7 protein-coding genes and 3 pseudogenes are annotated in these 13886 nt (G+C 57.6%); 6 read left to right on the top strand and 4 right to left on the bottom strand.

Translation table 11 applies throughout. The annotated features are described in order from the left end of the window. The coding region (locus DDF70_RS21480; protein ID WP_114946867.1) for an IS630 family transposase at positions 1 to 534 on the top strand (534 nt) is incomplete at its 5' end. A gap of 79 nt (positions 535 to 613) precedes the next feature. On the opposite strand, the gene DDF70_RS21475 is transcribed toward DDF70_RS21480, so the two are convergent. Then, complete coding sequence (locus tag DDF70_RS21475; RefSeq protein WP_114946866.1) at positions 614 to 1780, bottom strand: tyrosine-type recombinase/integrase; 1167 nt, start codon at positions 1778 to 1780, stop codon at positions 614 to 616. 396 nt (positions 1781 to 2176) lie between these two features. After that, complete coding sequence (locus DDF70_RS21470) at positions 2177 to 3892, bottom strand: hypothetical protein (protein ID WP_114946865.1); 1716 nt, start codon at positions 3890 to 3892, stop codon at positions 2177 to 2179. Between the two features lie 1120 nt (positions 3893 to 5012). Here DDF70_RS21470 and DDF70_RS36785 point away from each other — a divergent pair. Continuing rightward, positions 5013 to 5378 (top strand): hypothetical protein, encoded by a 366-nt coding sequence (locus DDF70_RS36785; protein WP_162820561.1) that lies wholly within the window; start codon positions 5013 to 5015, stop codon positions 5376 to 5378. A 281-nt stretch (positions 5379 to 5659) separates the two neighbouring features. Here the strand turns inward: DDF70_RS36785 and DDF70_RS21465 are convergent. Next, positions 5660 to 6425: pseudogene (locus tag DDF70_RS21465) on the bottom strand (IS5 family transposase). 1280 nt (positions 6426 to 7705) lie between these two features. On the opposite strand from DDF70_RS21465, the pseudogene DDF70_RS21460 reads away from it, so the two are divergent. Further along, positions 7706 to 7921, top strand: a pseudogene (locus tag DDF70_RS21460) (transposase); the annotation flags it as partial. 256 nt (positions 7922 to 8177) lie between these two features. Here DDF70_RS21460 and DDF70_RS21450 read toward each other — a convergent pair. Beyond that, complete coding sequence (locus DDF70_RS21450) at positions 8178 to 9269, bottom strand: FRG domain-containing protein (RefSeq protein ID WP_162820560.1); 1092 nt, start codon at positions 9267 to 9269, stop codon at positions 8178 to 8180. Between the two features lie 141 nt (positions 9270 to 9410). On the opposite strand from DDF70_RS21450, the pseudogene DDF70_RS21445 reads away from it, so the two are divergent. The 3 genes and pseudogenes from DDF70_RS21445 to DDF70_RS21430 all read left to right on the top strand — a co-directional run. Then, positions 9411 to 9626, top strand: a pseudogene (locus tag DDF70_RS21445) (ISKra4 family transposase); the annotation flags it as partial. A 17-nt stretch (positions 9627 to 9643) separates the two neighbouring features. Further along, the gene (locus DDF70_RS39250; RefSeq protein WP_245435594.1) at positions 9644 to 9847 is read left to right on the top strand and encodes a transposase; all 204 of its coding nucleotides are present in this window, start codon (positions 9644 to 9646) and stop codon (positions 9845 to 9847) included. A 1013-nt stretch (positions 9848 to 10860) separates the two neighbouring features. Then, positions 10861 to 13734, top strand: coding sequence for a hypothetical protein (locus DDF70_RS21430; protein ID WP_162820559.1), 2874 nt, complete (start codon positions 10861 to 10863; stop codon positions 13732 to 13734). Positions 13735 to 13886: the final 152 nt, after the last annotated feature.

The following is a 13886-nucleotide window of genomic DNA, read 5'->3' as shown; positions in this document are numbered from 1 at the left end:
CGCATGCGCGAGCAGCCGCACCGCTTGGTGTTTCTCGACGAGACCTTCGTCAACACCAAGATGACGCGCCTGCGCGGGCGCTCACGCAAAGGGCAGCGGCTGCGGATGAGCGCCCCCTTTGGACACTGGAAAACCGATACCTGTCTCGCAGGGCTGCGGTGCAGCGAGCTGTGTGCACCGTGGGTGAGCGATGGCCCGATCACCCGCTTGGCGTTCGAGGCCTACATCGAGACACAACTCGCGCCGACCCTGCGCCAAGGCGATGTGGTGATCCTCGACAACTTGGCTGTCCACAAGAGCGAGAAGGCCGCGCAGTGTCTGAGAGAACGCGGCGCCTGGTTCCTGTTTCTGCCCGCTTATTCGCCCGATATGAACCCGATCGAGCAGGCCTTCGCCAAGATCAAAGCGCACCTGCGCAAGGCCGAGGCCCGAACGTTCGACGCGCTCTGGCGAGCGCTCGGTGACATCTGCAATCTCTTCGAGCCGCAAGAATGTTGGAACTACCTCAAGGCCGCCGGATATGCGTCCGTTTAACCGTCCGATGCTCTAATCAAACTTCGGTTGCGCGGTCGCGCTATTCTCCTGCCGCTGCGCGCCAGGACTCCCTAGTGCTTCAATAGAGCCGTGCTGCTTTCCCCATTTGCCGCTCAACCTCGTTGTAGTAGCTGACGGCCTGTTGCACGGAACGGTGCTGGGACTGCTGCATCGCTTCGGGCAGCGGCACTCCTGCGCGGGCGGCCTGAGTCAGATAGCCTGAGCGCAACCCATGGGCGCTGAACAATGCCGGGTCGAGCCCGGCCTGCCGGCACCGTTTCTTGACGATGTCGTTGACTGCATCCCCGCTGATCGCGCCTTGGCCCATTCGTCCCCAGCGGTCGATTGCCCGAAACACTGCTCCATCGGCAATTCCCGACCTATCTAGCCACATGGTAAGCGCTTCGGCGGGACGTCCGATGAGAAGGACGCGGGACCCGTCATCCGCATTGCCGCGCTTTGTACGCCCGAGACGAATTGCAAAGCAGGGAAGTTTAACCGATTCCGGGTCCCGAGGGTTGGCTGGCACCGGCGGGAGAGCCTCGATGTGATCGACCCGTAAGGCCGCCAGTTCCGAGCGCCGGCGGCCGCCGGAGGCAAAGGCGGTCAGGAGCAGGGCGCGGTCGCGCCTGTCGACAAGCCGATTCAACACGCACGTGGCGAGCAGCCGGTCGAGCACCTCGCGGGTGACCGCCCGCTGGCTCTTGCGCTGCGGCGACCGGGCACTGGCCCGTACGGCGAACTTCAGAGCCGTCTTGAACGCTGGGGTCGCGAAAGCGGGGGCAAGACTGCGCCAGCGATGCAGGGTGGCCCAGCTGGCGAGACGCCGGCGGACGGTCCCCGGCGCGTGCGGCCCGTCCGCCCGCAGGAGGCCTTCGGCTTTGAGGCTCGCTGCCACCGCCACTGGCATGCCATGACCCGGATCGGTCTCGCGCCGGACCGGATCCCAGAGATGATGAGCCAGGAATTTCAAGGCGAGGCCCTCGGGCGCTGGCCAGGGGAGGGAGAGCTCGGTCGCGGCCAGCGCCCAGCCTTCTAGGTAGCCGAGATCCGAGGCAAGGGCGCGCAGGGTGTTCGCACCCATACCCTCTTCAGCCAGGTGCTTGAGGGTGGCGACAACCTCGTCCGTCAGCAGGGCCGCCAGTGCCTCGCGCCGGTCCGCCGGAAGAATGCCGGCGAGGACGTCGAGTTCATTTGTGCGCCGCAGGTGCGGATCGTCTAGGCGATTGTTCGGTGACTGGCTCAAAAATGGACCTCATGTGCCTGGCTGAATGACCTTTCTACGAGGGACGACCATAACATCCTTAATGGGAGGGACATTAGAGAGTGATTGCTGATCGACGGGGCGGTGAGCGCTGGCATCTTGCCGCGGGCTGCAACAACATCAGGACCGTGCAGGAGCCCCGTTGCTGCGGAGGGGTGGACGGTGCCGGTGGTCAGCTCATCGAACGGCTGTCCATCGCCGCCACTGCCGCGCGACGGTCGGGTTTGAGAGTAAGGCCCGAGGCTCAATTGGTGCCGACGATGTGAACCAAGGCGCCGGTGGTCACCGACTTGCGGTCCATTTGGGACCGGGTGCCGGACGACTCGACGGCAGGGCAATGAGGAGTTGGGTCCCTCCGTCCTCCTCTTCGGGTCTGTGTCAGATCACGAAAAAGTCCTTGTACGACAGCTTCAGTTGCTTGCTGATGGTCGCGAACTTGATCTGCGAGGAAACGCCTGTCCCATCGGGATCGTAATACAGAGTGCCCTTGGCTTTGTCATAGATGATACGGTCGTCCCGATCATGGGCCTTGCTACCGGTCCAGAACGCATCCTTCTTCAAGACACCAGCCTTGCCGATCTTGGAGAATGCCGACCGCGCGAGGTGGATGCTGTCATCTGCGACGTTGAAATCAGCGATCCGATCGTAATCGGTCTTACTCGGCCTGGTCTTGAAAACGAACGCATCCTTGCCAGCCTCCCCGCGGAGCGCATCAATACCTGCACCTCCGATGAGAGTGTCATCACCGTTCCCGCCGGACAGGGTGTCTTTGCCCCGTCCTCCGACCAGGCGCTGGTCAATCGGCGGCGTCACTACTGGCGGGGTGGGGTTATCTTCATAGGTCACGTCCGTGACAAAAATCGTATAGGTCTTCTCCAGGTAGAGCCCCTTCGGATCCGTGACCCGAATTGTGACCTGATGGGACTGCGCCTGCTCGAAGTCGAGTTTGCTCGGATCGGCAACCACGAGTGTGTTGTTGACGATCTTGAAGCGGCCGCCGGCGTCATCCGTCAGAGAGAGGCGTAGATTTGGCGTATCACCCGCGTTGGGATCACCAGGTGTCAGTGCGCCCACGTAAGTTCCGGCATCGGATCCTTCGGCGACTTTGTTCCAATGGAGGGTCAGCGTGGTGGGAGCATCGTTGGCATTCTCTATCACCACGGACGACGTGGTGACGCGGCCACCGGCGTCCACGACACGGATTTGGACCGTCTTCTCACCAACGGACAGATAACCCGTCTCCAAATTCTGGTATGTTACGGCCCGTAGCACCTCGGTGACCCGCTCGGACGTGGCGTTGCTGTTGAACGAAAACGAGAGAGTCGTGGCCGCTCCAAAGACACTGTATGTACCGATCGCGATCCCATCGACGTAAACAGTTCGAAAATGTTCGCTCGTGCTGTAGGTGACACGGTCCGAAGCTGTCAGTCGCAGTGATTGCTGCGGACTGAAATTGTCCTGTATCGAAACCTGAAGCCCGTGAAGTGTTCCTTGATCATCAGAGACGGTTGCGTTCTGTCCAACGTCCAGCAGCACGGACTGCCCCGCTGCGATGATCACCCGGTCTCCCATTAATCCATCGAGGTGAGGGGCTTCGTTGCTGGTTGTCACGCCAGAGGCATCCGTGACGTGGTCGATGCCACGGTCGCGGAGCTGTAATCTCTGCTCGTCTGTCAGCGTCACACCGTCAAGAATTAACGCATCATTGTCGGTGCTCCAGGACTCGAACCTTAGCGCAAGGCTAAGGCTATCGGTCTTCACAGTCGTGCCATCCGACTGGATCGCGATGCGATCGAAGTCCAGGACGGCCTTGCCTCTGAGATCGATGTCAGATCCACTGAGCGAAAGCCAGTCATAGCCCCCACGGCCATCGATCGTTTGGACGCCCGCGAGTTGTGCGCCGGTGATAACAATGGTTTCGTTGCTGGCTGACCCGTAGATTTGCTCAAAGTTTCTGAAACCGGCGGCACTTGCCAGATTGAAGCCGCCACCGCCGAGGAGTTGGAAGGTGTCTAGGCCCGAGCCTCCGTCAAAGTAAGCGCCTGCGAGCTCGTAGTCATAGACACTGACAATATCGTCGCCATCGGTCGCCATGCTTTAGCCCGCCCTTAACCCAATCCTTGCCCGGGCCATAGGCCCGAACTTAGATCCAGTTGTATATCCCGGCTGATAGATGAGGAAAAGGTTCTTGCTCCCTCACCGAAAGTCGCACCTTGGCTGGGCCAGAGCGAGATCTGCACTGATGTTGCTTCAGCGAAGGATTTCAGGATACAATCTTTCACTGCGTCACGTTAGAGATCGAGTGCTCGTGTGCGACAAACCGGGCTTGCCGAGGGCAGCGTCTTCCCGGTTCCAGAAAGAGCGCAATGGGGCACCCCGCTCTTATTCCAAGAAGACAGTGTGGATGCCGGATGTAGCCCTGCCAAAATCCTGCTTCCATGGCAGGCGTGGACCACGAACTGGCTGGCGCTCGGGGGCGCTGCTCCCGCCTAAATAAGAGGCAGGTGTTGTGCCCGGGTAGGGTCGGGGCTCGCCACGGCTCGGAACGGAGACCGAGCTTGGGAGGCACAATCGCGGCTGCTGCAGCGTCTGCAGGGTGCGTGGAGAGACTGCTCAGACTATGCGCGAGGCATCACCGTCGTCACCACAGCCGCCGAGGCCGGTTAGCGCTGTGGCCGCTGAAACAGCCGCAAGCCGATCGGCATGGCCAGTAGCCGGATCTGGTGCAAGCGCCGGTACCAATGCCAAGGCGGGGCGGGTTGTGTGACGCTCCCGATAACCAGGAATTATCGGGAGTGAGAGGGCTTTATTGAGGACATGTTGACAGATTGAAGCTATGGTTGATTTTGGTCTATTTAGCGAAGTTTAAGTGAATGGTATTAGTGACTTAGGATCAATAGCACGCATTCTTGCGTTTTGCGCCTACGTCCCTTTCAGCGAGAGATGCATCTCGAAGAAAGCACAGTGCCGCCTCTGGGCCGTTACGATCTACTTGCCATGCCTGAACTGAGATCATTCCGCCGGGCTAAAAGATCTCGCATGTCGGCGTTATGCAAGTCAGCCAATCAAGACAATCCGGGATGACGTTGTCGAGATCCTTAAGCTGAAGAACGGTGAAGCATCTGCACTCGCGAATATCCCAATCTCGGTGACGCCACGTCTTTTCCTAGATAATAGTTTCCGGACCAATTCGGTTCTCTCAAAGACATTTGTCTTGATGCTTGCACAGCTCAATCCGCGTTCGTTTATATCTGGTGTAAAGACCAACCTTAGTGCTGTGTTGAAAGAGTACAACCGTAATGAATTTCATCATGTTTACCCGCGGCAACTTCTGAAGCATTCCAATCAAGATGCGTTTGATGACACATGCTTTGCCAATATTTGCTTCCTGTCGCGATCAGATAACAACACGATCAGTGGGGCAGCACCCAGCGCCTATAGAGCGAAGCTGCCTCAAGGCATCACGGAAATTCTTGAGTCGAACTTGTTGCCAGCTAGCACTTTCAGCGATGACTTCACAGTCTTCGCTAATGAAAGAGCGGACTTGCTCTCGGCTTACGCCTCCAAGCTTGTAAGCTAACATGCAATGCACTTCGACTTGCCCCCGTCCTCGTAGGCTTGGGTCGTCACTGGATAGTGATGAATAGCGAGGATTAGATGCCAGATCTCGGTTATCGGGAACGCGCGAGAAGCCACCTTCAAGAGGCGGCGGGTCTGTTAAATCAAGGCAGCGAGTCCGCGTTGCGGGCAGCCTGCCTTGAGTTACGCATGTGTATCGAGGCCCTCACCTACGAGATGCTGCAGCGGTACCTGAGCGAGGTGCCCAACACAGCCATGGAGGCTTGGCAGCCGAAACGAATTCTAAGTCGTGGGCTCATAACTGCGGATCCAAATGCGGGCTGACACCAGCTTGATGGCGGCCGGAAGTTGTCTGGGTTCTTGTCGTAGCGGGTGGCAAGGCCGCGGAACTGTTTAAGCTTGTTGAAGAAGCGCTCCACCAGATTTGTGTAGCGGTACACAAAGGCGCTGAAGACAAACGAGCCCTTGCGGTTGCTCTTGGGCGGGATGTTGGCCCAGACATCCTGCTCCTGGACCTGCTGTCGAATGGCATTGCTGTCGTAAGCCTTATCGGCCAGCAGGGTTGCGCCCGGCGTCAGGTTGGCCAACAGTTCCTCGGCTGTGGTGCCGTCATGGGCTTGGCCCGGTGTGAGAGCCATGCGGATCGGGCGGCCTTCGGCATCCACCAGAGCATGGATCTTCGTCGTCAGGCCGCCGCGGGAACGTCCCATGCCACCATCTCGATCCCCTTTTGACCCGTCGCGCCATGCTGATGGACACGAACGCAGGAGGAGTCGATCATGATGAGATCGCCGTCGTAAGCGGCTGAGACCGCGTCCAGAATGCGGTCCCACACGCCGGCCTCACGCCAGCGCACGAACCGATTGTAGCATGTCGTGGAGGGGCCATAGCGCTCGGGGATGTCGCGCCAGGGCGAGCCGGTGCGGAAGCGCCAGAGAATACCGTTGAGCACCCGTCGGTCATTCACCCGCGGCACGCCGCGTGGCTTGTTGGGCAGCAAAGGCTCGACGATCTTCCACTCGAAGTCAGTCAGCTCATGACGACGCATCACATCCTCCCGTGACCGGGAGGTGAATCATCAACTCGCTGCAATGGAAAGATCTTTTATGAGTTCACGCCCTAGAAGAGCTTCTAGAAACGGATCCACTCGCTCTTGTCGAATGGACGATGACGACCAAGGGCCGCGATGGACAGGAGGTTTCTCTTAGTACCGAGCGCAAGCTGGACCCAAGTTGGGCCACGAAGGTTTATGATACCTTGGGTAACTTTTTGCACGTTCCTACTGTTCGTGATGTTAGGAAGGGCAGGGGGTTAACCTATGAGGAGAAGCGCCAGCGTTGCACTGAATATGCTGATCGCCTGCAGGCTATTCTGGGTTCTCCAATCCATAGTATTTACTTGCCGGTTCTATTCCAGATGGAGTGTGAATGCGGTTTTCAGATCACTCGGCGAGTTGAGTTTAAAAGGCCCGGTGACTTGATCACATGTGGCCAATGTGGCTCACAACACTACTTTGATAGCATCGTTGATGGAAAGGTGCGGCTCAAGCCAAGACGAGTAAATTGGACCTGCGGCTGCGGAACGCAAAACATTCTTCCAGTTCATAGGGCAAAGGTAGGAGTAGAGGTCCGATGCACGAACTGTGAGTTTTCCGGTCGCGTCGTGCAGGCCTTCAAAATATTACCGATTTCCGAGGGTGAAAGTAGCTAATTGAAAGTCAGCGGCAGCAAATTGAGAATCCCGCCACCGTCACTACTCAAGCCCCGTCGTTTTGGGCGCGCTTGCTTCCATCTCTTATACGGTCGGCTCCCGATTCCTGGAGCGCTCTCTCCTGCGAGTGCCTAAGCTCAACGGTATCTTTCCCACTGCGCTCTCCAGCCGCAACGGCTTGCAAGCCTGGCCCTTGCTCATCGGCGAACCGCGAGCCCGGGTTGTGAAATCCTTCTTTTTGAACCTCTGCCGCCATCGGAGTTCCATTTGCCGTGATGGGGAGAGCCTGCCGATTATCGTGACAAGACAGAGACGGCAACAATGCCGGAGAGGATCCTCAGCCGAAGCTCGCGGGACCGGTGGCTGCTGACTGGGCTGGCGTATCTCGAACACCAACTGCATGAAGCTGGTGTGCAGGTCTGGTAGAATAAGCGGAGCGGGGTTCCGGTTAGAAGCTATAGAGCCGGATCAAGGTAACACTCTATGTACAGATGCATCGGGAATTTTCGAAGCGTGGACAGGGTCGCAGCAGCGGCTTCCAGCTTGCTGCGTACCACTACGAGCCACGGCCGCTCGTCGGGAAGGTCACGATCTAGACGCTTATGTTCATAGCGCGGGCGCGCTGGAATCGAGGGGACGATCTCGGCGGGTGTCCGCACCCTGCACCTGCGGCGCTCCCGGTATATCGGATTGGCCAAGTCCCATCTGCAGCATGTGCTGACGGCGGCCGCCATAAACGTCATTCGGCTTGGTGCCTGGTTCGCGGGCACGCCGCTCGCGCAAACCCGTCAATCCGCATTCACCAAGATCATGACGCTTCCACCCACCGCATGAGGCATTCGCCAGCAGTATCTAAACCGAAGCAAGTCCACACTAGCGCTGACCCCGTCAGCGGAGGACTTGGCTCAAAATCTCTTCAAAAATCGGACTCATGGACGAGTTGCTCGCGCCGTAATCGAGCATGAGCCATTCGATGAGGCCTTGCGACCCGGCTGGTACGCGGTTGCAGGCTAGATCCTCGGTGATCCTTCGCAAAGCATGAAGGGACCTATAATCGATACTGATCTCCGCGCGCCGCCGCTGGAGGGCGTCATGAAAGGCGCAGCACCCTGAGGACATCTTTGGTAGCTTGGTCGAAGCGCCATTCTTTTGCTTCGGCCCAACTCAAGACAATCTCCATGTAGTCGTCGGCTCCGATGTCGTCATCTGCGCGTTTAATTGGTGCGGTGTCGAGTGGACCGGCCTCCCCAAGCGATAACGGGTTCTCACGAACCGACAGGATCAGGTCCAGCGTTGCATCCTTGGTCGGCAGAAGAGCCTCTCTAGACACAGGTGCTTCCGGGTCCACAAGATCTTCAAAAATCAGTCCGTCATGCTGCTTGAAATATCGCGAGTGGGCAACGTACTGCTCGAACAGTTCTGGATGCGATGTATGGAGAAAGAGTGCCCGTTGCGCAGCAATTCGCTGAATGCCGGGTGCCTCAACCAAACACACGGACCCGAGTCGGTTTCTACCATTGGCGCTGAGGCGCTCCCATTCCCGGCAAGAGAGTGACACCACTGAGCCGAGCTTCCCAGCGCTCCCACCGAAGGAGGCGAAGAAGAGAGCGACCCGCAGGTCCCAGGTGACGTCAATCAGCCAAGTGCCGACGCCAAACTCATCCTTATAGTGCTGCACCAAGGCGACAGCCTGCTCCTCCGAGAGTTCAGGCCGCGTGGCCCGCAACGCCGCGACCACAACGCCTAAGCGCTTCTCGGCTTGCTTGGACTCCTCATCACTGAGGCGGAAAATCCACGGGATGAGGGCGTGCTCGTGATTGTTGGAACCGCGGAAGATATGGGTTAGATTTGGGTCAGAGCGCCAGTACGGTGACTGCTGGGCGGCCACCGTCAATGCCACGGCTGCTTGGTAGACGTCCTCATAAGGAACATGGGGATGGATCCCCATTTGCTCAAACTCAAGCTCAGATTCAAGCTCAGATCGTATCTCGTTCACAGCATCCCAAAAGCCGTGGGGCGGACTGACGTTGATACGTTCCGCATCAGTCATTATGCTCTTGAGCGACTTCCAACGTGTCACGATTGCCGCACGGAAGATCTGACGCTCAGGTCCGTTGTACGATGTTGGCCAAAGCAGCTCCACTTCGCGCAAATTTCGATAGATTGTCCGCCAGCGTGACACGCGAGACCTCAATCCTGATCACAATGGCACCAAGGTGGCGCTACCAGTCAAGATCGCTAGGCTACACTATCTTCAATGAGCGCACCATATCGTTCCGATCAGGTCCGCAGAGTGGTGAGTCTGACGCCGCTGGAGACTATGCGGATAGCCTCGGCCTTTGTAAAGGCGACGGAGAATACGATTGTCAGCAAGCGCTTTGCCAAGAAGCAACAGATGCAATGGAGCCGGCGCGGCGCGCACCTGCTCCTGCAGACGCGGACCAGAGCCCTGGACGGCTCGCTGCGTGCCGCAATCGAACAATGGTATCCCGGCATGATGAACGACAACAATAGGAGCCACAGACGGGCCGTCGCTTAACTGCCCCACAAAAGCTCATGCTGTCCAACTCCACCGGTAACAGAACCGTGCTGGGCCGCCTGTCAAAGCGTGGCAACCGCTACCTCGGCTCCCTGCTGGTTCAGGCCGCCCGCGCTGCTGCTCAGGCCAGCCAAATGGCCCGAGCAGCAGCTTTGGGACATGACTCACGGACTTTCAACGCGCCTGCACCACAACGTGCTTGCAGCGGCTCTGGCCAATAAGCTGGCGCGGATTGCCTGAAGCGTGCTGAGCCAGAACCGGATCTATGAACCACGAACCGCGGCTGTAATGGGTTAAGGGCGGTATCGCCTCGCCATCACCTGCTTGGACCTCGCCGAGGTCTGCGAGAGGAAGACGAGATGGAGAACGGTTACGCCGTTGCATGGGTGCTCTGGCGACCCGCTTGGCCGTGAAGGGCCGGTCCGCTCATTAGAACGGATGCGCACGAATATCCATGACAGCCAGGAGCGCTGTGCCCCGAGGGAAGGATACATTAGCACAATGCCAACATCGCCATCTCGAAAGTCTCTTGGGACGAACGGCCGGTCCATACATTGAGGTCAAAGGCCGTCTCAAAGCTTAGCCTTATGAAATTCCACTCACCCCGCAGATGCAGATGGTCGCCTGATCTCAAACGCGTGGTGCCTCGACACCAATCTGTGCGCTCTACGGTTGTGTTCTGGCCCTCTCCTGAGTTATCCTAAATTTCCTGGTGCAACAACAAGCGCGGGGAATGACATGTCATCAAGTGCTATGGCTACTAACTTGGTGAACACAACCCCTCGCGCGAAGATCCGCGGCTTTGTTGTCGACAAGAGCACCGGCACTCCGTTGCAAGGCGTCGTCGTTCTTGATGTCGCACAACCAGACGAGAATGTACAGTTCCCGCTCGGAATGTTGGTCTCAGACAGCGCCGGCTACGTATTGTTCGACCTAGGTCCTGTCGCTGCAACTAGGTTAAAACGTTTATGGGTCGAAGCGAGCGGTGACGGTAATAACCGCGCAGAAGTTACGGCCACGCAAGCGCCCTACTTCTTCATACTAAAGGTAGATACGAAACTCGCACTTCCGGACCATCGGGTAACTTCCATCTTGCCAGAGGCCGGATCTCACCGATTGGGAGCTCTCCCCCTATTCGTTTTCTAGCAAGTCGGAGGCGATCATCGGAGAAGGTGGCTGTCAGACTCCGCAACCGTCTTCGATCGCCGAGCGTGAGTTCCGGTTCTACCGCATCGTGCGTAAGAGCGACCCGAAGGCCGCAGAAAGCGAGGGAATGCGCGAGAGAGGCGACGCCTCTTTGCACTTCATCGAAGCCGGGCAAGCAGCGGACGGCCTCGAAAGGCCGGTCCAATTCGGTGAGATCATCGATCTGCGTCAGCGCTGGTTTCCGCTCAGCCACTCGCTCGGCGAGATCGTCTACAGCCTGCCGCTAGCACCGTGCGAATCCGTCAATCTGGCCGTAATCGATTGGTCACGGACCGACGTTGCCGTCCGCACCGATAACATATCCGCTAGAGAGCAGCTCCTTCATCGACAGCGGCGCGATCGCAGCATCGAGGAAACGATTGATGCGAGCATCAGGGAGACGCAAGGCGGCTGGTCGCTGTTAGGAGGGATCGGAGCTGTGATCCCTGATACGCCGGTTGCTATAGCAGTAGGCGGCGCTCTCACGAACTCGTGGGGCAATCGCGAGCTCGACGCCAGCGACCTTCAAGAACTTAACGATACGATCGTCCAGAGCTCGTCAGTGGTACGCAACTTACAAAGCACGGTCATCGTCCAAGCGACCCAGATAGAAAGTAACGTGGTGCAGACACGTACCGTGACGAACCACAATCATTGCCACTCGCTTACCATTCAGTACTATCAGGTCCTCCGCAATTTCAAGATCACAACAGAATATGTCGGCCGCCGCGCGGCCGTTCTCGTTCCTCACCCATTCCTCAAAGTCGAGCGGGCGGAGGTGCTTCGATTTCGGACGACTCTCGAGGCTGCCCTGCTCGATCCGGCGTTGAAGCCCCATTTCGACGCACTAGTCCGCCTTCAGATTGGCGATTTAGCGTACGAGACGCCGCTCAAATTAGACAAGCCCACTATTGAGCCAGAGACTGGCGCGGGGGAGACATATTTCAGCGGCAATTTCAAAGATACTGTGCAGGCCAATGCCGTCATGGACACAGGTAAGCTGATCGAGAAGGACAGCTCGGTCCAAGTGGTCGCGACCAGCGAGGGAATCAAATTCAGCATCGACGCAGGTGTTGGCTACGGGCCCGGGGGCGATGTAAAGACCGCGGACCAGCGTTTCCCCGGCAAGGATCTACATGAATATGCGCTTCTGGCGCAAGTTGGTTCTACGTTTCATGAGGTGGGCGCCGGCGCAACATTCTCCGCAACTGAGGATGGGACGCTTAGGTTTCAGTTCAACGATTTCTTTCTCACGGACAACTCGGGCAGCGCTGAGGTTGATGTCACGGTCACAAGGCCGAGCAAAGCGCCTGAGCCGGAGCCTGGCAATGACGCGAGTAAGCCCACTCAGCCGACCAAAGCGAGCGACACTGTTGCCGAACAGGTTCTATTGACTCATCTGAAAAACAATCCCGGCTATTACTGCCGCGCCATTTGGCTAAGCATGGATCCGGTTGATCGACGGTGGCTCCTCGAGAAGATCCTGCAGGCCCATCCAAACGTCCTCGCCACGATCGACGAGACGCCATTGGGGGTCAACGGAAACTATGTTGCTTTCGCTTACAATTCTGAGAACCCAGCAGAGATCTCGCGACCGGCCCCTTGCATTGATATCGTCAGTCTACCGGTGCGGGGCCTGTTCGGCGAGGCGCAGCTAGGACATTGCAATGCATGCGAGAAGCGCGACGTGACGCGCTTCTGGCACTGGGAAGAGTCGCCGTGCGAGCGTCCGCCCACGATTCAAGGCATCACGCCTGGTCCAAAGGGACAGACTCCGGATATCCAACCTACAAACCTGCCTTCGCCTGTCGTTCAGATTATGCAGCCACCGGCGGCACCGGACCCAGTCGGATTGGCGGCAGCCATGAATCTTCTCAGTCAGCCGAACATCTTCCGCGACATGTCAGGTCTGACAGAGGTACGGCAGTTGTTGTCAGGCTTAGTCAGCGGGGCCGTTGGATTGGAACAAGCTCGCGTGCTCGCAAGCCAAGTCCAGCAGAAACTCTCGGTGGCGACAGACGGGAGCCGTGGGCCTTCTCCAACAACTGCCCCTTATGAGCCCGATGCTGCCAGACAGGTCGACCGGCTCGACGCAATCGACTATGCACGCGAAAAGGGACTAATCACTGAGGCAGATCAGCGCGATTTAGCAAAGGCTAGTCTTGGCGGTAAAATTCAACCCAATGTCACACTGGCAGGCCTTCCGTCAGCGGCGCCGCCTGTGGCGGCAGCCGCTCTTGTGAAGGCGGTCGGCGACATGTCAGTGGAAATCGTTAAGAATATCACAGCGAAATTCATTGCAGCCCCAGATTTAAACATGGACAAAATTGTGGGCGGCTATACTCACCTAGCCGGATACCCGAATGCCACACAATATGCCAAAAGCCCACCATCGCTTGAGGCGCCGGCACCATTCAATATAAATCGGCGCATTATTCGGTTCGACAACCTTCGAGGGGGTGCAGTTCTAGACGGTTTTATCGGTCGCTTAGATGTGAGCTGGATTGACGATTCCTATCTTACCTATTCAGCAATGAGCGATACAGATAAAAAGCGCGTCGATCAGCTTCAGAAAATTATGTGCAAGTCCGACATCAACGCTTTGCCCTTAGGAAGGGTGGGGGGCGCACTGAGTATGGTTGAGGTGAGTCTCGACCTTGCAGTAGATAAAAATGTACAAGAGTGGCGCCCTCAGGAAGATATCGGCGGCAACTTTTTCTTACGCCCTAAGGTTGTGCTGCTTATAACGATAAAATTAACGCCAAAGATTGTGAGTGGAACGGTGACGCAGACATTTCCGATCGAATTAGATCGCATGAAGGGAAGAGTGATCAACTATATTGTCCAGGATAGTGACGGTACAAGCGAAGAGGCATTTGACTTGCTGCAATTCGGTGAGTACATGCCGACTTATAACTTGTGACTTGCTACATTTTGGGGCAAGCGCAAGATCTGCTCCCAAACACAGCAATCCGGGAGATCGGATCGGTTTCTCGGATCTGGTTTGACGCATTTCGTGCCCAACCGCCTGAAGCGAAGCACCGGCAGTGCGATGGAGCGGCAATAGCCGAAGGT

Origin of the sequence: Microvirga calopogonii, assembly GCF_003347665.1 — a bacterium.
GTDB lineage: Bacteria > Pseudomonadota > Alphaproteobacteria > Rhizobiales > Beijerinckiaceae > Microvirga > Microvirga calopogonii.
Note: the sequence above shows the minus strand (reverse complement) of the source record. Positions and strands in the feature narration are given on the sequence as shown.

Excerpts from the sequence above, each read along its gene's own strand:
- DDF70_RS39250 (WP_245435594.1), top strand. The coding sequence starts at position 9,644 with ATGCTGTCCAACTCCACCGGTAACAGAACCGTGCTGGGCCGCCTGTCA.
- DDF70_RS21470 (WP_114946865.1), bottom strand. The coding sequence starts at position 3,892 with ATGGCGACCGATGGCGACGATATTGTCAGTGTCTATGACTACGAGCTC.